The 24,417-nt window shown below is 45.9% G+C and carries 23 protein-coding genes; 7 read left to right on the top strand and 16 right to left on the bottom strand.

Annotated features, from left to right (window positions below; translation table 11 throughout):
- Nucleotides 1-87: 87 nt before the first annotated feature.
- Together GVY04_22060 and GVY04_22055 are read left to right on the top strand one after the other, a co-directional pair.
- Nucleotides 88-1,380 carry a glucose-1-phosphate adenylyltransferase gene (locus GVY04_22060; protein ID NBD18715.1) on the top strand — a complete coding sequence of 431 codons (1,293 nt, stop codon included), beginning with the start codon at nucleotides 88-90 and terminating at the stop codon, nucleotides 1,378-1,380.
- 620 nt (nucleotides 1,381-2,000) lie between these two features.
- A complete protein-coding gene (locus GVY04_22055; protein ID NBD18714.1) occupies nucleotides 2,001-4,070 on the top strand; it encodes an Rne/Rng family ribonuclease in 2,070 nt (689 codons plus the stop codon).
- On the opposite strand, the gene GVY04_22050 is transcribed toward GVY04_22055, so the two are convergent.
- On the bottom strand, nucleotides 4,067-4,939 hold the full coding sequence (locus GVY04_22050) for a hypothetical protein (GenBank protein NBD18713.1): 873 nt from the start codon (nucleotides 4,937-4,939) through the stop codon (nucleotides 4,067-4,069). The genes GVY04_22055 and GVY04_22050 overlap by 4 nt on opposite strands.
- Before the next feature lie 193 nt (nucleotides 4,940-5,132).
- Between GVY04_22050 and GVY04_22045 the strand changes: the two genes are divergently transcribed.
- On the top strand, nucleotides 5,133-6,272 hold the full coding sequence (locus GVY04_22045) for a hypothetical protein (protein NBD18712.1): 1,140 nt from the start codon (nucleotides 5,133-5,135) through the stop codon (nucleotides 6,270-6,272).
- A gap of 79 nt (nucleotides 6,273-6,351) precedes the next feature.
- Here the strand turns inward: GVY04_22045 and GVY04_22040 are convergent, their stop codons facing one another.
- From GVY04_22040 to pyrF, 6 genes are all read right to left on the bottom strand, one after another.
- Nucleotides 6,352-6,999, bottom strand: a complete 648-nt coding sequence (locus tag GVY04_22040) for a pentapeptide repeat-containing protein (GenBank protein ID NBD18711.1) — start codon at nucleotides 6,997-6,999, stop codon at nucleotides 6,352-6,354.
- A 10-nt stretch (nucleotides 7,000-7,009) separates the two neighbouring features.
- Nucleotides 7,010-8,401 carry a metal-dependent phosphohydrolase gene (locus GVY04_22035; protein ID NBD18710.1) on the bottom strand — a complete coding sequence of 464 codons (1,392 nt, stop codon included), beginning with the start codon at nucleotides 8,399-8,401 and terminating at the stop codon, nucleotides 7,010-7,012.
- A gap of 265 nt (nucleotides 8,402-8,666) precedes the next feature.
- Complete coding sequence (locus GVY04_22030; GenBank protein ID NBD18709.1) at nucleotides 8,667-9,851, bottom strand: NAD(P)-binding protein; 1,185 nt, start codon at nucleotides 9,849-9,851, stop codon at nucleotides 8,667-8,669.
- 91 nt (nucleotides 9,852-9,942) lie between these two features.
- Nucleotides 9,943-10,929 carry a methyltransferase domain-containing protein gene (locus GVY04_22025; GenBank protein ID NBD18708.1) on the bottom strand — a complete coding sequence of 329 codons (987 nt, stop codon included), beginning with the start codon at nucleotides 10,927-10,929 and terminating at the stop codon, nucleotides 9,943-9,945.
- Between the two features lie 483 nt (nucleotides 10,930-11,412).
- Nucleotides 11,413-11,973 carry a hypothetical protein gene (locus tag GVY04_22020; GenBank protein ID NBD18707.1) on the bottom strand — a complete coding sequence of 187 codons (561 nt, stop codon included), beginning with the start codon at nucleotides 11,971-11,973 and terminating at the stop codon, nucleotides 11,413-11,415.
- Nucleotides 11,940-12,638, bottom strand: a complete 699-nt coding sequence (pyrF, locus tag GVY04_22015; protein ID NBD18706.1) for an orotidine-5'-phosphate decarboxylase — start codon at nucleotides 12,636-12,638, stop codon at nucleotides 11,940-11,942. Before pyrF ends, GVY04_22020 begins: the two co-directional genes overlap by 34 nt.
- A gap of 24 nt (nucleotides 12,639-12,662) precedes the next feature.
- Between pyrF and GVY04_22010 the strand changes: the two genes are divergently transcribed.
- Complete coding sequence (locus GVY04_22010; protein ID NBD18705.1) at nucleotides 12,663-12,878, top strand: hypothetical protein; 216 nt, start codon at nucleotides 12,663-12,665, stop codon at nucleotides 12,876-12,878.
- A gap of 85 nt (nucleotides 12,879-12,963) precedes the next feature.
- On the opposite strand, the gene GVY04_22005 is transcribed toward GVY04_22010, so the two are convergent.
- The 8 genes from GVY04_22005 to GVY04_21970 all read right to left on the bottom strand — a co-directional run bounded on the left by GVY04_22005 (nucleotide 12,964) and on the right by GVY04_21970 (nucleotide 22,021).
- Nucleotides 12,964-14,211, bottom strand: coding sequence for a hypothetical protein (locus tag GVY04_22005; protein ID NBD18704.1), 1,248 nt, complete (start codon nucleotides 14,209-14,211; stop codon nucleotides 12,964-12,966).
- Nucleotides 14,171-16,003: an ATP-binding cassette domain-containing protein gene (locus GVY04_22000; protein ID NBD18703.1), complete on the bottom strand. Its 1,833-nt coding sequence runs from the start codon at nucleotides 16,001-16,003 to the stop codon at nucleotides 14,171-14,173. The genes GVY04_22005 and GVY04_22000 overlap by 41 nt, the downstream gene beginning before the upstream one ends.
- On the bottom strand, nucleotides 15,978-16,886 hold the full coding sequence (locus GVY04_21995; GenBank protein ID NBD18702.1) for a hypothetical protein: 909 nt from the start codon (nucleotides 16,884-16,886) through the stop codon (nucleotides 15,978-15,980). Before GVY04_21995 ends, GVY04_22000 begins: the two co-directional genes overlap by 26 nt.
- 17 nt (nucleotides 16,887-16,903) lie before the next feature.
- A complete protein-coding gene (locus GVY04_21990; protein ID NBD18701.1) occupies nucleotides 16,904-17,065 on the bottom strand; it encodes a hypothetical protein in 162 nt (53 codons plus the stop codon).
- A gap of 47 nt (nucleotides 17,066-17,112) precedes the next feature.
- Nucleotides 17,113-19,023: a lasso peptide isopeptide bond-forming cyclase gene (locus GVY04_21985; protein NBD18700.1), complete on the bottom strand. Its 1,911-nt coding sequence runs from the start codon at nucleotides 19,021-19,023 to the stop codon at nucleotides 17,113-17,115.
- Nucleotides 19,020-19,466, bottom strand: a complete 447-nt coding sequence (locus tag GVY04_21980; GenBank protein NBD18699.1) for a lasso peptide biosynthesis B2 protein — start codon at nucleotides 19,464-19,466, stop codon at nucleotides 19,020-19,022. Before GVY04_21980 ends, GVY04_21985 begins: the two co-directional genes overlap by 4 nt.
- Nucleotides 19,450-19,758, bottom strand: coding sequence for a PqqD family peptide modification chaperone (locus tag GVY04_21975; protein ID NBD18698.1), 309 nt, complete (start codon nucleotides 19,756-19,758; stop codon nucleotides 19,450-19,452). Before GVY04_21975 ends, GVY04_21980 begins: the two co-directional genes overlap by 17 nt.
- Before the next feature lie 163 nt (nucleotides 19,759-19,921).
- Complete coding sequence (locus GVY04_21970) at nucleotides 19,922-22,021, bottom strand: hypothetical protein (protein ID NBD18697.1); 2,100 nt, start codon at nucleotides 22,019-22,021, stop codon at nucleotides 19,922-19,924.
- Between the two features lie 556 nt (nucleotides 22,022-22,577).
- On the opposite strand from GVY04_21970, the gene GVY04_21965 reads away from it, so the two are divergent.
- The 3 genes from GVY04_21965 (at nucleotide 22,578) to GVY04_21955 (ending at nucleotide 24,176) form a co-directional block, all read left to right on the top strand.
- Complete coding sequence (locus GVY04_21965) at nucleotides 22,578-22,973, top strand: transposase (GenBank protein ID NBD18696.1); 396 nt, start codon at nucleotides 22,578-22,580, stop codon at nucleotides 22,971-22,973.
- Nucleotides 22,974-23,346: 373 nt separating this feature from the next.
- Nucleotides 23,347-23,952: an alpha/beta hydrolase gene (locus GVY04_21960; protein NBD18695.1), complete on the top strand. Its 606-nt coding sequence runs from the start codon at nucleotides 23,347-23,349 to the stop codon at nucleotides 23,950-23,952.
- A 14-nt stretch (nucleotides 23,953-23,966) separates the two neighbouring features.
- A complete protein-coding gene (locus GVY04_21955) occupies nucleotides 23,967-24,176 on the top strand; it encodes a type II toxin-antitoxin system HicB family antitoxin (GenBank protein NBD18694.1) in 210 nt (69 codons plus the stop codon).
- 40 nt (nucleotides 24,177-24,216) lie between these two features.
- On the opposite strand, the gene GVY04_21950 is transcribed toward GVY04_21955, so the two are convergent.
- The coding region (locus GVY04_21950) for a transposase (GenBank protein ID NBD18693.1) at nucleotides 24,217-24,417 on the bottom strand (201 nt) is incomplete at its 5' end.

The following is a 24,417-nucleotide window of genomic DNA, read 5'->3' as shown; positions in this document are numbered from 1 at the left end:
CTTTAGGGAGAAAGGTTTCTACAACAGAAGTTCTTTCCCAGACCCTCTTTCCGCAAGGGCAACCTTGGCACTCAGGAGAAATTTTTTATGAAAAGAGTTTTAAGTATCATTCTTGGTGGCGGTGCCGGAACGCGCCTGTATCCCTTAACTAAATTACGCGCTAAACCAGCCGTCCCCCTCGCTGGAAAATATCGCCTCATTGATATTCCAATCAGTAACTGTATCAATTCCGGCTTAGAAAAAATTTATGTATTGACCCAATTCAACTCTGCTTCATTAAACCGTCACATTAGTCGCGCCTATAATTTTTCTGGTTTTACCGATGGTTTTGCCGAGGTTCTTGCTGCCCAACAAACCCCACAAAATCCGAATTGGTTCCAAGGAACGGCAGATGCAGTCCGAAAATATTTATGGTTATTTCAAGAGTGGGATGTTGATGAATACTTAATCTTATCTGGGGACCATCTCTATCGGATGGACTATGATAAATTCATTCATCATCACCGAGAAACCAATGCCGATATTACGCTTTCGGTGATTCCGATTGATGAAAAACGCGCGAGCAGCTTCGGATTAATGAAAATTGACGATACCGGACGGATCGTTGATTTTAGTGAAAAACCCAAAGGGGATGCCCTCCGGCAAATGAAGGTCGATACGACGACTTTGGGGTTAGATGCCGCCCAAGCGCAACAAATGCCCTATATTGCCTCAATGGGGATTTATGTCTTCAAGAAAGAAGTTTTAGGAAAATTATTACAGGCCAATCCGGAACAGACGGACTTCGGGAAAGAAATTATTCCCTCTGCTGCACCAGATCACCGCGTACAAGCTTACCTCTTCAATGGTTATTGGGAAGATATCGGAACCATCGAAGCCTTCTACAAGGCAAATCTTGCCCTGACCATGCAGCCAGAACCCCCCTTTAGCTTCTACGATAAAGCTGCACCGATTTATACGCGCGCCCGTTATCTTCCCCCGACAAAACTCTTACACTGCGATGTCACTGAATCAATCATTGGTGAAGGGTGTATTCTCAAAGAATGTACCGTCGGCAATTCTGTATTAGGAATTCGCACGCGCATTGAAAAGGGCTGCTCCGTCGAAAATAGTATGATTATGGGAGCAGATTACTATGAATCTCATGGTGAGAGAGCCTCGGGGGGACGGCAAAATAATCAGATTCCGATTGGCATTGGCGAAAATAGTAAAATTCGTCGCGCGATCGTGGATAAAAATGCCCGCATTGGTAAGAACGTTTTAATCATGAACAAAGACCGCGTAGAAGAAGCTAATCGTGAAGACGAAGGCTTTTATATTCGCAGTGGTATCGTTGTCATCCTGAAAAATGCAACGATTCCTGATGATACTGTCATCTAACATTCTAGTAAGACTTTCACCATGCAATACGCTGAAGCAGGGGGAGAAGTTGCTTCCTCTGCTTTTTTGGGGCAACGACCAATGAAACTTTCGTGATAAAATAGCAGGGAACTTGGGCGCTGCTAGCCAACTGAGGATTAAATCCAGATGTAGCAAGCTCCCTTTGTCTTTCAGGATAATGCTAAAAGTTGCGTTGACCCATTCATGTTTTTTGTTCTAGAGTCTCCTTTAGGAAACCGATTTCATTTTTCGCTTGTGGCGTATCTTCAGCAGATACAGTAAAGCCAAACTTGTTCAACGAACAACTCAGACGATGATCACAACGTAGCCATCAACCGAGCCGTGCCAAGGCTTTGTCATTTGAGAAACATTTATCCTCAAACTGGTGACCATAAGTTTTGGCAAGATGCTATCTTAAAACCTTAATCGTGGGAAAAGATATAGTTAACGCTCCTAATAAAGGAGAACTGAAAAAAATTTTGATGGTTCAACACCAACCCGTTCTTAGAGACAGATTAAATAATTCACAACTGACAATGAACAATTAATTCAACGTCATTCATTGTTAATTCTTAATTGTTAATTGCCGAGTTTATATGCAAGAAATTTGAGGGAATTGAATGCCAAAACAAATTATTATTGCAGAGCAACACCACACCGCCGCAATTTTTTCCGAAAATCTCATTGAAGAGATGGTTATTGCTACAGGAAATCAACAAATTGGAGATATTTTCCTGGGCGTTGTCGAGAATGTCATTCCTGGAATTGATGCGGCTTTTGTCAATATTGGCGATGCTGAGCGCAATGGGTTTATACACGTCACAGATTTGGGACCGTTACGCTTAAAACGTAGTGCTGGGGCAATTACTGAGTTAGTTGCTCCGCAACAAAAGGCTTTGGTTCAGGTGATGAAAGAGCCGACGGGGAATAAAGGACCGAGGCTAACCGGCAATATTAGTTTACCGGGGCGGTATTTAGTCCTGATGCCCTATGGTCGTGGGGTTAATCTTTCCCGACGGATCAAGAAAGAGAGCGAACGGAGTCGCTTACGCGCACTGGCTATTCTAGTGAAACCAGCCGGAATGGGCTTGCTGGTCCGCACTGAGGCAGAAGGACAGCCGGAAGAAGCCATTATTGAAGATTTAGAGGCTCTTAAACAACAATGGGAGTCCATTCAACAAGCAGCGAATACCACCCGTCCCCCTGCTTTGTTAAACCGTGATGATGATTTTATCCAACGGGTCTTACGGGACATTTACACCAGTGAAGTGAACCGGATTGTCGTTGATTCCAATATTGGTGTCAAACGCGTCAAACAACAACTGGCTAGTTGGAGTGGTGGACGTTTACCCAATGGGGTATTGGTGGATCATCATCGGGAACGACAGCCCATTCTCGAATATTTTCGCGTCAATGCTGCGATTCGCGAAGCCCTCAAACCACGGGTCGATTTGCCTTCAGGAGGCTATATCATTATCGAACCGACGGAAGCTTTAACCGTCATTGATGTCAACTCTGGCTCATTTACGCGCTCAGCCACTTCTCGCGAAACCGTTTTATGGACGAACTGTGAAGCAGCGGTGGAAATTGCTCGTCAATTGTTATTACGCAAAATTGGCGGTGTAATTATTGTTGATTTTATTGATATGGACTCTCGCCAGGATCAAATGAAGGTTCTCGAAGCATTTGAACAAGCGTTGAAAAAAGATAAAGCCCGTCCCCAAATTTCTCAGTTATCGGAGTTAGGACTAATTGAGTTAACCCGTAAACGCCAAGGACAAAGCCTCTACGAGATTTTTGGGCAGACTTGTCCCACTTGTGGCGGGTTAGGACATTTGGTCCATTTACCGGGAGAACAAGAAGCTGTGCCAGCGGTTCCTGTGGCAGGCATTCCGACACTGCCTAGAGTATCAGCCAAAGATACCCAAGAAAAACCAGTTGAAGCCTTGCCGACGCCATCTGTGCCTTACTCTCCCCAAGAAGATAGCTCAGATTTAGAGTTGGTGAATCATCCTAGCTATCAAGAGTCAGGTGGGGATAGTGTGACTCGTCGTCGCCGTCGTCGCAGCATTGATCCTCCCACTAAAGCGGACTCGGGTTCTAAACCGAAAGTGAGTAATGGCGCTAAAGGAGGAAGTAATGACTCCGAGACCAGCCAAAAGAATGGTAAAGAGGGAAAAGAGAGTAAAGAGGTTAAAACAAAAGCAGGATCTGGTAGTCGTTCGCCGCAACGGGAAGAACCAAAACAGAAAATTGCGGTGGAAATGAGCCCGCTTGAACAGGAAATGTATGCCTTGATGGGGTTATCCCCGTTAGTGCGTTTAGACGAAGAAGTGGATCGGCGCAAAACCTTGGTTTATGCAGTTGCACCGGGTGAAAAAAGCCCAGACACCAATGGTCAAGAGGGAAGTATTAAAACCAAAACCCCGATTCATGAGGATAATGGTCGTGAGGAAAATACCAAAGAACTGGAGAAGGAAACAGGGGACGGTGAAACCTCAGCTCCAGAGTTTGCTCCTGAACCTGAACCGGTAGAAACCGAGACCGTTTCTGCTGCTAGCGAGACGAGTGAAGAAACTAAAATCGCTGCCGGGCCAGAGGAAACTGCATCTGCTACCTCAGAAGAGCCTCCCCAAGAACAAAAGGTAGTTCGTCGTCGTCGCCGTCGTTCTTCTGCGAAAGAGAACTAAGCTGGATTAGGGGGAGAAGAAGGATTATCCCGTTGCAGGATAACCATTTTCTCTCCCACCACTGGGCTACGGGCTAAGCGTTTACCATCCGGGGTAGTCAGGACAAGGCGAGTAAAGTCGAGTTGGCGCGATCGCGCTAGCATTTCTTTAGACAGTTCATCTTGACGGGCATCGGATAACTCAAACCACTGATCGCTGATGGCGATGATTAAACGACCATCTCGGAAGTTGGCTTCAATGGACTCAATAAGTCCTTCCGCATAACGGGTGGTGATTTCAGAAACTTGTTCCTGAATCGCAGCAATTAAGCCTTGTTCTGGGGTTAATTCCGGTTCGGGTTCCGGTTCTGCTGCTGGTCGTGACTCCGATGGCGGTTCCGGACTAATTTCAGGTTCTTCTCTCGCTTCCGGCGGGGGGATGGGTGCTTCCGGTTGCTCGGGCTGTTGGGAAATTTCTTCTTCCGGCGGTGATGAGGGAGTTGAAGAGAACAAACCTTCTGGAATAATTGCAACTGCCCCCCAAACAATCGCCAAACTTGCTCCGACTAAAAGGGTGGTGAGTAAAAAATCAGGAAGATTGCCAGTCAAGGGAACTCGATTTCTCACTTGCTGTAAAATCTTATCCCAGCCCCGCAGTTCTTCGGTGGGAACTTGAGGTTGGCTTGCTGCGGTTGCCGTGGCTTCTGTTGTCGATTGTGTTTCTAGTGTTTCAACTGTCTTTTCCAAACGAGCAATGATCCCTCGCAAGAGGCGAATGATTAGCCCTGTGAAAAAGCCAGGCTTTGCTTTTGCCGGTTCCGTTGCTGGGGTTTCCGATTCTGTTTCTGGTGTTGGCGTTTCTTCTGAAGGCTTATTATTTTCTTCTGTCATTCCAAATTCTCCGACATCACCACTGATGCTTCACTCACTCTATCATCAACCCCGGTTCCCTTTGTACATTGCTCGTATAATTTTAAAAAAGCAGAGCCGCTATTCCGATGGCAACCCAACGGCACAAACGACAAATGGATTTACTCCTCGAGCCCTTGCAACCTGGGCTGGACCAGCAAAACGATAGAGACGAATGGATTTAAGGCAATTCTGGCAAAGTTTCGGTGAAGGAGCAGTTTACTATCCTCAGTTAGCACAAAAAATGGGAGGGGTCAGTGCTGCTATTCTCTATCAAACCTTATGGCATTGGCTGGGTCAAAAGGCAACGGTACAGTGTTCGTCTCAAGAAATGACAGCTGCCACTGGATTAAGCGAGGAAGAGCAAGCATTAGCCAGAGATGCCCTGAAAGCGCGATCGCTGCTTGAATTTAGTTTGATTTGTTCGCAACCGCCTGTTTACTCCTATACTTTAAACGTGGAGCAATTGGAACAGCGATTGCTGAATCATCCATCCGTTTTCGACCAAACAGTTTCTCCTGCACCAACATCGGCTAAACGTGACCCCTATTTCCCTCCTCGTCGTCAACCCATAGCGGTTAATGTCACACCGCACTATCAATTTGAAGGTCCCTGGGAATCGCAACAACAATTAGACGCTTTTCAAGATGCGCTTCTCAACTACGCTAAACACCGGGGTTATTCTAATCCCGGGGGATGGGTTTTTAAGATTATTGACAGCATCAGCAAAGGCATCAAATCTCCCTTCTGGGATGAATTTGTGGCAGGGATTCCCTTTGGGGAAAGCCAAAAAGTCCAACAGGAATGGGAAATTGAACCCGGAGTTCCCTATCCGGCGTTTGAAAGTGAACGGATTCAGTATTATGTCCATCAAGGGGAACCCTTAGAAGCAGCGGTAGCCAAGGCGCGATCTGAGTTACGCAACCCCGTAAAAGCTAAAGACTTATGGGATGGATTTTTAAGAAAATGCGATCGCGTTGCGGATGAAGCCCTAAAAGCGAAAAAGGCAGGGGTCCAAACCCCCTATCTTCCCCCGGCTTTTAGTGAGCAAACCACGGTGACCAAAGCAAGTGTCATGGCAAAATTTTCACAGTTACAAGGCAATACACCCTTGTTAGAAGAAGATCAACCGCCCGAAAAAACCTTATCCCCAGAAGAAGAGGAAAAAACATCCGATATTCCTAGCTGGCAAGACTTACAAAAACTCTATCAATCTCCGATGACCCGCAGTTGGGTGGAAGAACAAATTAGAAAACATCCCGAATGGGGCTATAGAATTGTAGAGGGAGAAATTATTGATCAATATCCTTTTTAATTGAGCGCGGCTTAATACGATTAAGGTAGCCAGTGACCAGCTCCTGAAGGGCGTTCCGCCCCGAACAGAAGACAGGAAACTAGGACTTTATAATTGAAATGTCTTCCTGTGTCCCCAACAAACAAGTTCCTCCTAAATTAGTTCCTTTAAGGTTTACTCGATCCAATTCTGCACACAAGAGGTTAGCCGAATCTAAGTTGGCGCCGCTTAAATTTGCCCCTCGTAAATCTGCTTCTTCTAAGTTCGCCCCACTTAAGTTCGCCCCTTGTAATTCTGCATCAGATAAATTAGCTCCCTTGAGGTTTGCCCCTTGAAAATTAACGCCTCGTAGATCACTGCTGCGTAAATCTCCTCCTTGCAAATTCGCTTCGCTGAGATTAGCACCGCTGAGAAATGCACCGGCTAAGCTCACTCGGGATAAGGTTGCCCCCATTAAATTGGCGCCGCGGAGGTTGCTTCCTCGCAGATCAGCCCCTTCTAAGTTGGCTTGGGTTAAGTTAACTCCCATCAAACTCGCCCGGATATCGGCAGCAGTAAGATTTCCGCCTAGTAAGTTAGCTCCATTGAGGTGAGCTGATTGTAACTTGGCATGAGATAAATCAATACCAACCAGATTTGCACCGCTCAAGTTTACTTTCTCTAAGTTGGCTTCTGTTAATATTTCATCTTCTAGGTCTACCCCTGCCAGTTCTTGAATTTTGCCACTCCGGATTGCTTCAATATCCATGTTCTTTGCCTTAAGTTCGTGTGAGATTTTCTTCTTGTTCTGTGTCTAAAAGCCACATCCCTGCAGAAATTTTGGGTTGAGCCGTTTCCAAGCTCATGCCCTGTTGCATTCCCATAACAAGTAAACCAAGCGCTTCCACCAATTTGGGATCAAAAACTGTATTGGTCCGCTCTTTACACTCGTCGTAGGCTTGGTTGAGCGTTGCTTCCCGGGTGTCGGTTTGTCCCTTCATGCGTAAATCATTCACGCAGTGTTGAAAGTAACTGACAAGGGCTAAAATTCTCGATTCTAGAGGAATATTATCATGGGCAAGCTGTCCTGGGGTGCCGGTGCCGTCCCAGTGTTCGGTTTGATGGGTAATGATCCGCGCGATCGCGCTCATTCTGGGCATCGCTCGCAAGGCTTCTACACTCGGGATTAATTCACAGGAAGGAGCTTCATTTTCATCTCTTTCTGGTTTGGGTGTTGTTCCCAAGGAAGGAACCAAACGGTGCAATAAACTGGCTAACCGGAGTCGTTTTTGTTGCCAAGCGGGTAGATCTAAGACTTGTCCCATGGTTTCTGCTAAAGCAGCCACTTCTGAAGCAGCCATCGGATTCTGAATATCAGCTTGGTCAATCAGTTGTGCCATCCGTAAGAAGGCTTGCATTTCGTTGGACAGTAAATTATCGTCCAAGTTTTGAGCTTGCGGTAAATAGGAGGCTTCGCGATCGGCTGTTGCTTGTTGACGATTCAGGAGTTCGGCTTGGGAGTTTTGGAGATAATCAACCACTTGGGAAACAACTACACCGGTGTCTTCTGTTTCTACAGTGCCCAAAGCTGAGGTAATCGCGAGAAAATGCTGTTCTAACTCAGCGGAGAGGGCACGATTATAGTTGCCAATGTGCGCGATCGCGATTTCTACTGTTTCTAAAACCAAATCAGGTTCAAATGTCCAAAACCCATAAAACTTTCGTTCTAAATCATGTTCCGGTTTCCCCGTTTTCCCATAATCTTCTTCTGATAGTTCTTGACACAGCACCATTGCTGTATAGCTGGGAGAACAAATCATGAGATGCCATTCTTGAGCCACTGGATCAGTAGCTGCATCTAGACTCACTAAATCAACATTTTCTTTCTGACTGGTGGGATGTTCGGAAAAACCAGCCCCTGGAGCTGCCATAATTGCAATTTTCTGGGCTTTCTGAGCAATATCCCCATAACGATCCGCTTCTTGCATATACCACTTCCCCTGCTGAAAGGCAGTAATGACCAAGGGATTACTTTTACTATTGAGAATAAAATCTTCCAGGGCATGACACAGTGCCACTAACGTATTTTTATAGTAGACACCCAAATTCAGGGGGTGATCTGTATTTTGGTGAGCAGTATAGAGTTTTTCTAAAATTGAGCCTTCTAGCATAATTTACCTGAGTTTGGGATAAGCGAAGGGCAGAAAGTTGAGAATACCTATTTTCTTAACCGGATCTGCCTTATATCTAGTTTAAAATCTTTATTTTGGATCTCAGTTAGCTGATCGTACTCCTCGCTTTAAGTTGTTGTATTTTTATCAAGCTTGTTGTCACACAGTTCATTTTTTTTGAGTAAGATTGCGCTGGGAGAAATTGATTAGAAATGATTGATCTTGGCGTTTAAGATCATGATTGAGTGGAAAGGTCTTTAATTCCCTAACCAGTTTTGGCATCATAATCATAAATCCAAGCGGATTTTTTATTGAGTAAATTAGGATTAATGACCGACACTAACCCCAAAGCGAAATTTCTCAAAGCTGCTTTAACTCCTGAAGCATGGAAGACATTCGCATTATTTCTTGATACTTGCTGCATTCTTGTAGCACGTTTGATTCGAGCTTCTTGATACTTAACAAAGGCTTTTTCGATATCACTTTCACGAGCAAGATAGTGCGCTAAAACATAGCTATCTTCGATTGCCATTGCTGCTCCCTGGGCTTGAAAAGGAAGCATTGGGTGGGCAGCATCCCCTAATAAAGTGACGTTCCCTTCTGACCAATAAGGGAGTGGCTGATGGATGAATAAGCCCCATTTAAAGCAAGGTTCGGGACTTGCAAGCAAATCCTCTAAAAGAGCACTAAGTTCATCGGATTGATTAGCAAAATCTCGAGCGATTGCTTTTTTATCGGCAGGAATTGTCCAACCTTGCTCGTGCCAATTGGTATCTTTGACAACTAAGACTAAGTTGAGCCAAGATTTACCCTCCTGTTCATTCCCAATCGGATAGACCACAGCATGATGATTTTTTCCCATCCAAACCGTTGCTTGACCCAGGAAAGAACGATATTTTTCTCGATAGGGTAAAATTGCTCGAAAAGCAGCATACCCTGCATATTGAACTTGATGCTGGGGAAACAGCGATCGCCTGACCGCTGAACGAACCCCATCGGCTGCGATCAATGCTTTTGCAGTTATGGGTTCAGAGTTGTCCCAGTAGAGAGATACGTGATTTCCGTTTTGCTGATAAGACGCCAAGCGTCGTGAGAAATGAATGTTACTTTTGTCTTGAATGGAATTAAACAGTAATTGGTGTAAATCTGCCCGTCGGCATTGATAATAAGGTGTATTGCAATCTAGCGTCCATTTTGCTAAAACTTTATCGGAATTAAAAGATCGCAATTCAAAACCCAGACAACGATGAGATATGCTCTCTAGATGTTTTTTGACACCTAAGTCATTTAGTACTCTTACCACATTAGGACTGACTTGAATTCCATATCCTAAAGCTTCAAAGGAATCTGCTTGGTCATATAGTTGAAAAGGAAGACCTTTTTGCTCTAAGCTGCGAGCAAGAGTTAAACCACCAATCCCTGCGCCGACTATTGCAATTTCATCCTGCATCAGTTTGTTTTTCTATGAAGAATGCTACAGATTGATCGGTCAATTTGATTTTCATCTGTAGCATATTTCTCGACAATTGGTGTTTGGTTACTTAGGCGTTGACCGCTTTCGTAGTAGATGTCTCTGTTGGTTGGGAAACTGCTTGCGATTTAACAGCGCGGAACATTCCAAATCGACAAAGACCAGCCCCAAATCCTAATCGCATCAACAACATGGTCGGTACTTCTCTGAGGGATTTGATAAATCCTGAGAAACCGAACTTAATTAATCCTTTCGGTCTAATAATTCCTTGCCAAATGGAGTCAAACCAGGAGGGGAGGGTTTCTTGAGTCCAATCTGCTGTTACGACATCTCCTTCTATTAATCCGGTTTCTGCTATTTGTTCAGAAAAGCCTTCGATACTGGAGAACGCAGGATGTGACCACTGGTCTAAGAGTTGGCGCATGACGATTTTTTCCCAGAAATTGAGTGGTTTTTGCCGGTCATCTCGCTGATTCCAGTCTGCAACCACTAAAATTCCTCCGGGTTTTAAGACACGCACCATTTCTGAAGCATACTTTGCTTTGTCTGGCATATGAGGACCCGCTTCGATTGACCAAACCACATCGAAACTGTTATCCGGGAAAGATAATGCTAAAGCATCATCCACTTGAAATTTAGCCGTAACCCCCTCCGGAGTTAATTCTGTTGCCCGTTGGACTTGTTTGGAGCTAATCGTCACCCCGGTAACGTCAAACCCATATTCTTTGGCTAAGATGCGAGTACTTCCGCCAATACCACAGCCGACATCTAAAATAGTTGTCCCGCGGGGTAAGGAATCTAACCCTCCCCATTTCACCATTTCGTGTACAAAGTCAGCTTTGGCTTGCAAAAAATTTTTGCGTCGTGGCGGTGAACCATAGTGACCTAAATGGATATGTTCGCCCCAGTAGAATTCTAAGATCCCATCTTGCGTCCATTCATCGTAGGAATTGGCGACTGTCTCAGACGATTCATAACTACGAGCTGTGATGAGGTAGACAACAATACCAATCACAAGGAGCAATGCGATAAATCCAAGAGCGTAATAAAGGTACATCAATAAAACCGTAATATTTATTTACAATGCTCTCATTATAATATCAAATTTTGAAAGTAAAGCGCTTCCTGATTCTGAACAAGATTTCTTGTAGCATAAACGTTTCCATTCGCCTACTGGGAGGATAGTTCAGATTTCAGAATTATGAGGAAAAAAAGTTGCTTGTCTTTATATGTGGTCTTAATCACTATTGCATCCCGCTTGCAAACGCTTAGCCTGGATTTCTTACTTAGACCCCGTTTCTTTAGTAAGAGATTAGTAGCCAGATGCCGCATTACCATAATCCTTGCAAATGCAGCTGGCATCTTCATTTTTGTAGCTTCGCTGTCATGCCTTAAGCCCCAGTAATGATGAAGCAGACATTATTGGCGTAACTTTGGCTGACTTTAAAAGGTGATACGGGGTTACATGGGGGAGTTGTGAGTGCAGAAATTTTAACGAATCAAGTGCGCGATCATTTGACGGCAGAAGGCTAGACATCAACTATTCTTGAAACCGACAATCCCGTAACCAGAGTTGAATCGCTTTGCCAATAATCCCATTACTGGTTTCCTGAGGAGGGGTAGGAGGATGAGTTTTATCCGGTAAACCAAAGCGAGAATAGAGGGTAACCAAATACCATCCTTCCTCCGTTGCGGTTAAAAATAGCCAATGATAACTCTCTACCGAATATACTTTTTGCTCAATATAGCGGCGTTCTAAGGTAGTAAAAAAAACTTGTTTAACTTCCTCGGTTTCTGCTTGCGGAAAGGCCGGCGTATAGTTTCCAGCAAGGTTTTCAGTTAGGGGATTAAAATCGGGTTGTCCGGCAAGAATAATATATGTTGAATTGCCTTGATGACGAGAAGGCAGTCGGCTACGTTGAATAACACGATTCGCATATCCTGGGAGATCTTTTAAGAGGTTGGTCGTGAGAGAATGAATCGTTTGAGAACAAGCGGATTGGGCTTTCACCGCTACGGGTAATGAAAGGACAATCACACTGCCTAATCCCACGAGAAAATACCGCATCAATTCATAATCTCCTGACAAATTTGTTGCCATGCCATTTCTGGATTTTCTACCCCAGTAATGGGACGACCAATCACTAAATAATCAGCCCCTGCTTGTAAGGCTTCTTTGGGCGTCATCACTCGTTTTTGATCGCCAATTTGAGAGAAACTGGGACGGACTCCTGGACAAACTAACCAAAAATCATCCCCGCAAACCCGCCTCAATTCACTGGCTTCTTGAGGAGAACAAACTGCACCGTCAAGTCCTGCTTCTTGCGCTAAAATTGCCATTTGTAGGGCATATTCAGGGAGCTCAAGGGGGACTTTTAATTCAATTGCTAGTTCCCGGGCATTAATACTCGTTAAAACGGTAATGGCAACTAATTTAGTGGTTCCATTGATGCTTTTTTTCGCTTCTGCTGCTGCTTGTAAGGCTTGTTTTCCTGCTGTAGCATGGATGGTGAGTAAATCGACGTTGTATTGAATCGCAGAACGGCAAGCCCCAGCAATGGTATTCGGAATATCATGGAATTTAAGGTCAAGAAAAATCCGTTTCTCTTGTTCTTTGAGATAATCTAAAATTGAAGTTCCTGCACTTACAAATAATTCGAGTCCCACTTTCCAAAATGTTACATCGGGGAGTTTTTCTACGAGCGCGATCGCGCTTTCTAAATCGGGAACATCTAAAGGAACAATAATTCGCTCTTGAGGTAACATAACACTCAACAATTTTTGATTAAAATGACAAAACAAAAAACAGGTCCTTCAATTTGGCAAAAAAAGCCTTGGTGGTGCCAACCTTGGTCAATTATCTTAACAGGAATTGTTATTCCCACAGCGGTTTGGTCGATAACTCATCTTTGGTGGTTAACGCTACCCGTTAGTGTGGCTATTTTAGTTTGGTGGTGGCTCTTTCTTTATCTTGTCCCGAAAAGTTATGCTGAGCAGCACTATTAAAGTACCTCCTAGCTCTCTTTTATCTTACGTCCTGAGAAGACCCTCACCCAGGTGTGAGAGATGAATCAGGACAGTTGTGCTATGACTAAAGTTGACTTACCAGTGCTTTTACTTGTCGGCTGAGCAGTCGCAACGGTCGCAGCAGTGAATAAAGCCAATAAAGAGAGGGAGGCAACTCAAGCCAAGCAGCATCTCCTTCATTGGGAGTCACAAGCAAATTCCAGCAGTACCCTATCTTGTCCGGCCAACGTTCCCGAACCTTGAGGTCCCACCGGGAAAAGTTGGAGATCCCCACCGGCTTAGACGCGACCCTCGCCGGATCCTTGAACCCCGCCATCACTTCCGCCGCCAAAGCCTGAACGACGGGATCGGCTTGCACCGCTTGTCCAATTGAGTCGGGCAACGGGGTAGCCAGCAGCCTTTTTGCGAGCAATAGCCCCAGAAATAAAATGCGTCGGCATCCGGAATGGGCGACCATTTCTAAAAGGCAATCCCAATCGAGAGCAGGATGAGTTTGTACGAGCCCTGCGACATCGCAGATCAGTTTCAGCTTCCGCCAGCGGTCCTTTGTGCCATTCAAGCACAGAATCAGTAGTGTCGCTTCTGGGCTAAAGGTAGCAACCGGTTGGCCCAACAACCGAACCGAGGTTGGGGCTTCCCCAAAAGCCTGAAAATTCAAGGGAATCCAAAACCGCCTCGGGAGGATATTCCAGTGAGGTTCAACGGCAAAATTCTGATCGGCACTAATATACGTATATTCACAGCTCGATTGAAAATAGAGTGCTTGCTGAGCCGGAGACATGACCGTTTCCCATCGCAACCAATAGCTCTCCGCCTCCAATACCCTCTGCACTCGAAGCCAGTCCTGGGGAGGAATCAAAAAGTCGAGATCGCAAAATTGACGCCGGAATAAGTCGCCATAGGCCATCATTGCCAGTGTGGGGCCTTTATAAGGGATTACCTGGATCTTGTGAGCCTCAAACACTGACAGTAACCGCACCAGTTCTCGGGTTAAGCCCAGATTGCGCATTGCGTTCACTCGGCAATACTGTTGAAGGCGTTGTGAAACGTAAGGAGGAATCGCATCGGAATCCAGTTGTTCCAGGCTCTGATGCAAAAGGGGCAAGACCCCATGATGAGAGGCGAGTTGGAGAAGCTGATGCCAGTCCATCCCTGGTTGGCAGAGGGGTAGAATTCCCTGGTCGGGATGGAAGTGCATCCGAACGCAACTGAGTAATAACTCAAATTCAGGGGAGAAAGAAGAGAATTGCTTTTGGGAATCTGTCGCTTGATTATCGGTACTGTTGAGCTTGGGTTTCAAAGAGGTGAGCATAAGTTCCTTGTTTTTGCATCAGTTCAGAGTGAGTGCCACTTTCAACAATCTTTCCTTGTGCCATCACATAAATCCGATCTACCATTTTGACGGTAGAGAGGCGATGGCTGATGAGAATCGCCGCTTGCTGCTCAATGAGCTGGCGAAATTTCCCAAAGACTTCCGCTTCCGCTTGCGGATCCAGCGCACTAGTAGGTTCGTCGAGGACAATCAGAGGCGACTCTCTTAAAAAAGCCCTTGCCAGAGCAATTTTCTGCCATTGGCCAATGCTGAGTTCTTCTCCGTCTGCAAACAGCTTGCCCAATCGCGTGTCGTAGCCTTGTGGTAACCGCCGAATCACTTCATCTGCCCCGGCACGACAGGCTGCCTGAGGAATTTTGGCATCATTAGCCGGTAAGTCAACATCTCCGAGCCAGATATTCTCTTGAGCAGTGAGATGATATTTGGCATAATCTTGGAAAATGACGCTAATGTGGCGACGGAGATCGGGAATTGCAAATTGGCGGAGGTCAATGCCGTCAAGGGTAATCGTGCCAGCTGTGGGATCGTAAAGGCGGCAAAGCAGTTTAATCAAGGTCGTTTTGCCGGAACCGTTTTCTCCCACTAGCGCAATGGTTTCCCCAGGACGAACTTTGAAGCTGATTTGATTCAAAGCCAGGCGAGTGGTGCCGGGATAGTGAAAATCCACGTCCTGAAATTCGACTCCCCTGTGGAGTGGAGAGGGCACTGGTTCGGGAATTAGAGGTTCCTTAACCCGAGGTTTTAAGGCAAAAAATTCAAACAGATTCGCCAAAAAGAGATTATCTTCATCTAGTCCCGAGAGACTGCTGAACAGTCCCTTCAAATTGGACTGTCCTCGTTGTAAGGCTTGGTGATAGAGCACCAGATCCCCGAGGGTCAGTTGTTCTTGCAGGGTTTGGTAGACCAAATAAGCGTAGATACCAAAGACAAACAGTCCTGCGAGCCCTTGGCTAAGAAAGTTAGCAACCGTGCTACGAGCGGTAATACTTAACCGCTCTTGATAAAGTTGCTGCCGAAGCCGTTGATACCACTGACTGAAAAAGGAACCTAAATTAAATAAACGGATTTCCTTGGCAAACAAATCCGTCGTCAGGAGCCACCCTAAATATCGAGACTGCCGTTCCCAAGGCGTCCGTCGTCGCTGCCAGCGATAGAGAAGGCGGGCGTAACGAGAGCGTACCAATGCCGTGGGAATAGCGGTGACAAAAAGCACCAGCACAATCAAGGGGTGGAGGGCGAAAAGGAGTCCCGCCATCGCGAGTAAGGAAATGGCATTCCGTCCGAGTTCTGCTAAGCGATTGATAATTTGCGCCGGGCGCTGGGAAGCTTCTTGCTGAGCCCGCCGCAGGGTATCGTAATAGCGAGCATTTTCATAGTATTCGAGATCTGCCGCAATGGATTGGGCGTGAATCAGCCCTTGCATGTAATCAGTTACGCGTAGGGAATGAGCCGTTTGCACCAAGTTACTGAGTGAATTGCAAAGGGTAATCAGAAGCGTGACGACTGCTGCCAAGGCAAGCCAGAGGATAATCGACTGAAAAACAGCGCCTTGATCCACGACAGTCAGACTGGTAGTGAGGGTATCGACAATCAGCTTGGCTAAATAAATCGATAGTAAAGGAAGAATTCCCTGAAGAACAAGGAGCAAGCTCCGAGCCATCGTCCAACGCGGACTGCTTTTCCACACTAAACGAAGGGTAGGCAGGAGGTGTAACCGCTTCTCTACTTTGTCCCTAAGAACTGACTTAATTCGTCGCACTCTCCCTCCCATGCCCTTCCACAGCTTCGGCAATTGTTGGTAACAAGGAGAGGTCGGACGGACGCTGCAACTGGTAAGTGGGTACCTGTTGGGCGAGGGTCATACATTGTTGGAAATGACTGGCTTCGCCATGCTGTAATAAAGCTTTGCCAAAGCGTCCGCCGTAAGAATGACGCAATAAAGCAGCAAAGATTTCTGGTGACGCCAGAGGCGCAATCTTGAGAGAGGGGCCTTGACCCAGCAGATAAATCGCTTGCAGTGGCATTGGGGTTTGGCTAGCCGTCATCGCAACACGGTGCTGCCGCTTCGTAAGTTGGGGAATGAGACGGGGTAGAGTTTCCGGATCTTCCCCCAGGGCAACAACGGCACTGGGCCAAAGTTTCATTTGGGGAAAAGCCGGAAAAACGAGAGGTTGAGAAGAAGAGTTGAGTGCAACCGCCAGGATGTCATCGGTGACAAAGGGATGGCCGCGCTGATGCAGAACGGCCGCCATGGTCGATTTGCCCCAGCCTTTATCCCCCAGAAAAGCAACAACGCCTGTGGGGAGTTGCACGGCACTGGCATGGAGGACCAGATCGCCCCGTTGATGGAGTAACACAGCCATGCAAGCTCCTAGGATCGGGGGTCGCAGGCGAACTTCCTTTATGTTGGGTGCGGGGTCAATCATAATTTCCCGCCCCTCCCGAACCCGAAAGGTCCCCAACTCTCGCCAAAACAAGTAAATATCCTGCCCAGCCAGCCAGTAGTGATGGTTTCTTGTTTCCTCAGTTGTTGGGGGCGGCATTAGCTCCCCAAACTGAATGACAACATCCGGTTTGTCTCCGGAATGAGCAACCAGCTCAGGTAGCGGCAGAGCAGAATAAATTCTTAAGCGATAAGCTTGATAAAAATACACCTTGACCAATCCAATGATTAAACTGATCCAGTGGTGACACCCGTGCCAACATCAACATTGCCATCCCCATCAATATCAATGCCGATGATGCCATCGATACCACCCGAGCCACCGCTTTGAGTAATGACTTCCATGGGACCGTAAACAACAAATTGAGGTTTAGCGTAAGGTTTTTTCATTTGCGATTTCATCGGATTAGATTCTCCTTAATTAAAATAAAACGTCATCAGTTTAATCCGGTTTGCTTGAGCCATAAGGCCAGTGTGACCGGTTTCCAGATCGAAAGGACATCGCAATCGGGCAGGGTCTGATCACTAAGAAATTGCTGATAAGTCCGCTGCAAGAGAGCAATATCCACATAGGGTTCGATCAAGTCTGTATCTTCCCGCAGAACGCGGTCGAAGCAAGGTCGGTCTCGTCTGCGCAGTCCCTGATGAAAGTTGGGACTGAGATCGGACTTGCCACCGCGCCACTGCACTTGGCTCGGGAGAGAATTATTCAAGGCTCGGCGCATGATCAGCCGCGTCCAACCTTGGCGAATTTTTTGTTCTGGGGGAACTGCCAGGCAAAATTCAACGAGGCGCTTGTCGAAGAAGGGAAAGCGCGGTTCAATTGTGTGAGCGGCAGCGGCTCGGTCTGCGACTTCGAGAGTGAAAGGCAGAACCCCCCAACTTAAGCGCCGATAATGCGCTTCGCGAGCGGTATCGCTCTTTGTAGAACGTTGGGCATTGATTTGCTCAATACGCTCTCCTAACCTCATACGCTTGGCAAAATCAGGGTTTATCCCCAGGGTCGGTTGCTTCTGCCGTTGCCATTTCTGGGTCAAGCGTTGCTCCAGTTTCTGAGCTGAGAGCGGTAAACGAGGTCTGATGCCCGGTCCCCAGAAATACTGCCACAAAAGAGGAGCTAAAGGACGGTTAAAATGGCGCGAGACTCCCTGAATTTCTTGCATTAAGCTAATCCAGCGACCTTGACGAGCCAGTTCATTTAGGTAAGGAAAGCCGTGGGAGACGGTGGTATCCCCATCAAATCCATCTAATATAATCCGCACTCCTTGCCGGTGCGCCGATTGATACAACGCCCAATGCATGAATAAGTTCGGGGCATAAAAGGCTTCATCCTGATGCCAAAACATTGCCTTGAGATTCGTTAAGGGACTGATTTGATCGGCAGGAACAAAATGCGGTTCAATCTGGCCTTGATCGATAACGGCTTGGATAAAGGGCCGTTCATCACACGCCGTCACCTGGTCAAAGACAGCGGAGAACGTCTTTAAGGGCAGTTTCCTTTTCTCAGAGAGCAACTCTCGGGCGACACAAGTAATGGATGAGGAGTCTAAGCCGCCGCTTAAGAGGGAGCCCACAGGAAAAGCACTGCGCAACCGACATTGCACAGCAGTCGTGAAGTGTTCCCGAAAAGCTTCAGCATAGGCTTCATCGGAGTCTAAATGCAGCTCTTGGGTCGGGTCTAACTCCCAATAAGAATGGAGCTGATGCCCTTGCGCTTTGACTTTGAGACAATGAGCGGGGGCTAACCGCCAAATATCTTGATAAAAAGTAATCGTTTGATCCTCAAACGCGCCTAGTAAGTAATCAGCAACTTTCACCTCATTCAGTTGATGAGGAATCTCGGGTAAAGAAAGTAGAGCTTTGATTTCAGTAGCAAAGGCGAAAAGCTGAGGATTGAGATAGTAATACAGGGGTTTGACGCCAAAATGGTCTCGGGCAAGGAACAACGATTGGTCGCGGTGGTCCCAAATGGCAAAGGCAAAATCCCCTAACAAATATTCGGGACAACGCTCTCCCCACTGTTCATAGGCAGCGAGAATCAATTGAGTGTCGGTGATGGTCTCTGCGCCATCTGCTTTGACCTTGAGAGCAGAGAGGAGTTCCCGCCGGTTATCGAGGCGGACATCAGCTGTGATCACGAATTGACCGCTCGGATGAACTCTGGGCAGTTGCTCATTCATCGATTCCGGTGTCGTCCAGAGCAGGCGATGTCCCAACCCGACTGAGTCTTGAGACCATACTCCTGAATCATCGGGACCGCGATGGGTCAGCTGCGCCAACATTTTGGAAAGTTGACTGGACTTGACCGGTTCATCCTGACGGTAATAGAAACCACAGATCCCACTCATGGCTTTCCTCCTGAGAGCGACCAAATCGGAACAAATTGGCTTAAATAAGGAAGGGAACCAATGGCAACTTTGCCTTGGTAGGTTACCCAAGCATGAGCTTCTAATTGACAAGTATCACGTTTCATTACACCAATTTGGAGGTCAAGTGAGTAACCCAGCTGAGAAGCAATGACTTGTGTCGTTAGGGCTTGGGCTAGGCATCTGACCTTGCCGGGCAGATAACGACTACAAACCTGAACCGCCCAGACAATCTTGCTGACTGATGGCAATGGCCGGAAGGGATAGCAGTGAGGTTTTTGACTCACCTCAGTCAACTGTTGCTGTAGCTGTTGAAATGGAAGCAACCAGAGCCTAAATCGTATTCTTCCCAGCCAAAGCAAGGTTAGGAGAAGTAAATAGCGCTCAGACTGGCTAAGCGCCAGCAACCTAAGCAACTTTTTCATCGTAAATTTCCACTAGCTCTTTATCGAAAATCACTTTTAAAAAGTTTAACACATCACTTTTACATTGTGCCAAATCAATTTCATATTCTGTATATATGGCTTCACAAATCTTGCTGATTGGGGTAGGCTGTTGAATCAATTGCCAGATGCGAGTACTCACCTCATTTTTGAAACCGTAGTAATTACCCGATGCCGTGTCGAGTACAATTGCCTCGCTACCTAACTCAGCCATAACAGCAGTCTGGGTCGCAACAATTAAGGTTTCAGGGGTTAAGGATGAAGATTGAATCATTACATGAAATCCTTTAAGATCACTATTTTTTGATTAAATTAGGTGGAGCAAACTGTTTCTATTTGCTCAAAAAAGCTTCAACTAAAACTACAATAGGTAGCAAGCAAATTGAAGTGACAGCTCAACGGAATATCCAATTTTTCCGTTGAGCTTTTACTGTAATTTAGACAACGGTTATGTCAGTGTTGGTAAACGGAGTATTTGCGCCAATGTTTGCCAAGACTTGGGCATCAGCCCCACCAAGCCCATCGCTGTCAAAAAGAACATCCCCGGTAGTAGAGTCATAACCAAAGCGATGATCTCCTGAGCTAGCAGCGGCGCCAGAGAAGAATTGCTCTGAGGAGACCAGACCACCTGAAATTCCAGTGCTAAAGTTCTGGAAGACGCCTCCAACAATGAAGATCTTGTCTACTCCAGTCTCGAAATCGTAGATTGTGTCTCCACCGTCGGAAGGCATAATGTATGCAAAGTTGTCGCTTCCTAAGCCACCTTCTAACTCATCTGCGCCGGCACCGCCTACGATGAAGTCGTTGCCCCCTAAACCTGAGATTACGTCATCTCCAGCACGTCCAGAGAGATTATTGCTATCGTCATCACCACCAATGACATCATCAAACTCTGAGCCAATGACGTTTTCAATGTCAACAATGGTGTCTGTGTCGCCGTTGCCGTCAACCGCACCTCCCTGGTCCAAATTGACAACGACACCTGGATCATCAAATTGATAGACAACAGTGTCATTGCCCTCACCGCCATCTATTAAATCAGTACCAGCTCCACCAGAGATAACGTCGTTCCCCGCGAAGCCCTCTAATTGCTCGTCAGCCTCTGTACCTGTAAGGGCATCATTGTCATCTGTTCCACTCACACCCACAGCATTGAGAGGATCGAATTTAAGGTTAGGAATCACTGGGATAGTAGGAGTAGTTGCATCTAGAACTTCAAGCTGAACCGCTGCAGTACCGACACCAGTATCATCGTCAGTTACAGAGACATCAATATTGATCGAGCCATCATTCTGATAAGTGTGGTCAACGCTGAAGCCAACTTCACCAGCACTCCCATCAATGGATGTAACGGTAAAAACAGCACTATCAGTGGTTGAATTAAAGGTATCGCCTGCAGTTAATCCGCCAATGTCGGGGAGAGTGAATGTGGAATCAGCAGAACCATCCCCCCAAGCAATTTCAGCAGTGAAGGTATCAAGGGAACCTGGATCTTGGAAAGCTCCTGTTAGAGTAAGCGTTTCACTTTCATTAATATCGCTTGGCTGGTCGAGGTTAACTGTGGGAGCTACATTGTTAACTGTGACAGTTGTAGACTCAGAATCCTGATTGACATTTGACCCCGTACCGCTAAATAACCCCAGCAATTCGGAGATGTCTGTGAATTTTTCCGCGTTAGGATCAATGTCCTGTAGGTCTGGTAGGGAGGAACCCGATCCGACACCAAAAGCCCGAAGATTTTGGCCCAAAGTGTTGCGAATGGTATCTGCTTCGTTTAGAGGAGAGCCACCCGTGTTGTTAAAACCATCGGATAAAAAGATGACGCTACCACCACCAGGAGGTGTTCCAGCATTGTTGACAGCAGTAATTGCCTGCTGAAGTCCTGCCTCAAAATTAGTGCCGCCACCACTGGATAGATCACCTAGTGCTTGGTCTACATCTCGAACGCCATTACCGTCAGCATCTGCATTGGGTGTGGTAAAGGTTTGAACTCCTGTTGTTACTGGATCGAGATCAAGGAGGTTTGCACCTGAGCCATAGGCTGAAATGGAGACTTTAGCCGTGTCTCCTAAACCTCGATTAATTAGATCTTGATTAAGCGCTTTAAATGCTGCCACTTCTGCTTCAAGAATGCTGTCGTTGAGTCCGTCACCATCAACATCTATACTCCCGAATCTACTACTTGTACTTCCCGAAACGTCAATAACGAAAACTGCATCAGTTCCACTGACAACATTTTCGCGAGCGCTGACATCAACGGTGTAGTCATCAAACGGCGTCCCTGTCGGGTTGTCATCTAAGTATTGTTTTGGAATTGAAAATTCGATAATACCATCCCCAGCAACGAGATCAGCACCTGTACCATCATCTTTGACTGTGAATGATTGCGTCTGTGGTGGTGATAACGGATCACCAAAGTCAATCTCTAGCGTTACTTCGTTACCAGGTATATCTAAATTAATAACGCTACCTGTCACAAAGCCAGAATCATCTTCATCAATTGAAGGTATGGGAGCATCGAGCAATAAATCAAACATAAACACTACCTTAATTTGATAGAGGTCAATAAATTATTTAGTGAATATCACTGAGTCATATCTTAGATGAAAATACGTAAAAAAACAACGATGAATCTCTAAATTCAATAAATATTTTAAGAAATTTAATTTATTTTCCTAGAGTAAATTCAGTAAATATACGTTAAAACACGTAAAAATATCAAGAAAGTTAAGAATTTACAACTATTGTTCAGTAGGATTACTGACAAAACTTACACAAGAATAGCTATGCAATTATTATTATTTTGGTTTAAACTCCGAACCGGTTAGGTTTTTGATCAATGTTGATTTTAGGTAATTCAGAACACTTTTATATTTAGTTATCTATCATTTTTATTTATGATTTTTAAAGTTAATAAGCTTTGAGAAATTAACTATAGTGACTGTGACAGCAGACTATAATGTGATTGAATTGACATTTCGATTATTTTATAAATTTTCCACCTGTCATAACTTCCTTGGTTGAGTACTAGCCAAACAACATAAAAAGGTCGCAGATACTAGAAAGGACTTCCACTTCAAGGTAGTCAAGAGCTTGCTAGATCGGTATGATATTGTTGCTTATGAAGACTTAAACATCAAAGGATTATCTCGGACAAGATTGGGCAAATTGGTTCATGATGCCGGTTGGGGACAATTCCTGTCTCTCCTTAAAGTCAAAGCCGAAAATGCTGGACTGATAAGTATAGCAGTGAATCCCAACGGCACGAGCCAAACTTGTTCCAATTGCGGAAAGGTAGTCAAGAAAGAACTAAGTAATAGATGGCATTCTTGTCCCTTCTGTGGTTACGAAGCAGATAGGGATTTGAATGCCAGTATTAATATCAAAAATTTGGCGGTGGGGCATCCCGCCAGTAGTAAAGCCCATCGAGTATCCGAACCGATAGGTGGAGTTGATGGGAAGCCCGCGCTATATTGCGTCAGCAATTAGCGACGGGAGATGTCACTCAGAGTATTAAGAAGTACAGCCGACAGGTGTGCAAAAAGTGCTCACGCTAGGTCAAATATTGTGGAGTTTAACCAGGTTTTACCAATTTAGATCTTTTGCATAGGTTCCTGGAATGTCGGCGTTGCTGAATCAAGATATGACAAGACTAAATCTGCGCGATGCCCGAAGGGCGGTGGCTTCGCCACATCGCGAAACCTCCTCTAATTCAACAATGCCTTACAAGATAGGTAAACTGATTGTAAATGTCCTGGTTCATCAGCCCGACAAGCTCTCGCTATATCGGAGCGGAGCTTTAGTGAGCATCTTCTCAGGACGCTAAATAAAAGATATTCGATGAAATATCGTAACTAAACAAATGACCTTAGAAACAATTACTATTCCGTCCCAAAGTGAATCTCCTCAATATCTCTTAATTGCCTTACATGGCTGGGGGTCAAATGCTCAAGACTTAGCGAGTTTAGCGCCGATTTTGGATTGGAAACATACCCAAATGATGTTCCCGAATGCCCCCTTTCCCCATCCGCAAGTGCCAGGGGGGAAAATGTGGTACGACTTGCAGCAGCCAGATGAAGACGGTTTAAACCAGAGTCGTCAAACCCTCACTACTTGGCTAAGGACTTTAGAACAAAACACCGGTGTTCCTTCCCAACGGACCTTTCTAATTGGATTTTCCCAAGGGGGCGCAATGACGTTAGATGTGGGATTGTCTTTTCCTTTTGCCGGGTTATGTGCCTTATCCGGCTATCTTCATTCCGAACCGAAAGTAAGTGCAAACAGTCCAGCCACGCTAATCGTTCATGGCAGACAAGACCCAGTTGTTCCAGTGAGTGCAGCACAAAAAGCTAGAGATACACTAGAACAACAAGGGGTTAACGTGACCTACCGCGAGTTTCCAATGCAGCATGAAATTACCCCTGAAGTGGTGGAAACCTTAAAGGAATTTATGATGAGGTTTAGTTAGTGAGTGTTCGGTATATCTTGACTCAATACATTGAAGAAGCCCTATCACAAGCAATTTTTGAAGAACTTGAAGATGGGAGAGTTTGCGGTCGTATTCCACCAGCAAAAGGAGTGATTGCCTTTGCCCCAACTCAAGGCGAATGTGCAAATGAATTACGTTCTGTTCTGGAAGAATGGATTCTCTTAGGCTTAAAACTAGGTCACACCTTTGACTATCCCTTCTAATGATGAGTATTCTGTGCCTCAGGTGAACTACCCCAACCTGCTAACGCGAGGTCGGGGCTTCGATACTCGTAGGGGAATGCCCAAATTTGACCTGACGACCAAGTTTAGGACTTCTATCCCCTCCTACCGCAGCCGTCCCCGTTCCAGAGACGGAAAGCATTCTGATTCCTTCTGCTCTTATGTTTGCACTGGCATTCTCGTCACGATCATGGTGAGTGCCACATTGAGGACAAGTCCATTC

The sequence above is a fragment of the Cyanobacteria bacterium GSL.Bin1 genome (genome assembly GCA_009909085.1).
GTDB lineage: Bacteria > Cyanobacteriota > Cyanobacteriia > Cyanobacteriales > Rubidibacteraceae > Halothece.
The sequence above is the reverse complement of the archived record's forward strand: the minus strand, read 5'-3'. Positions and strand labels throughout refer to the sequence as shown.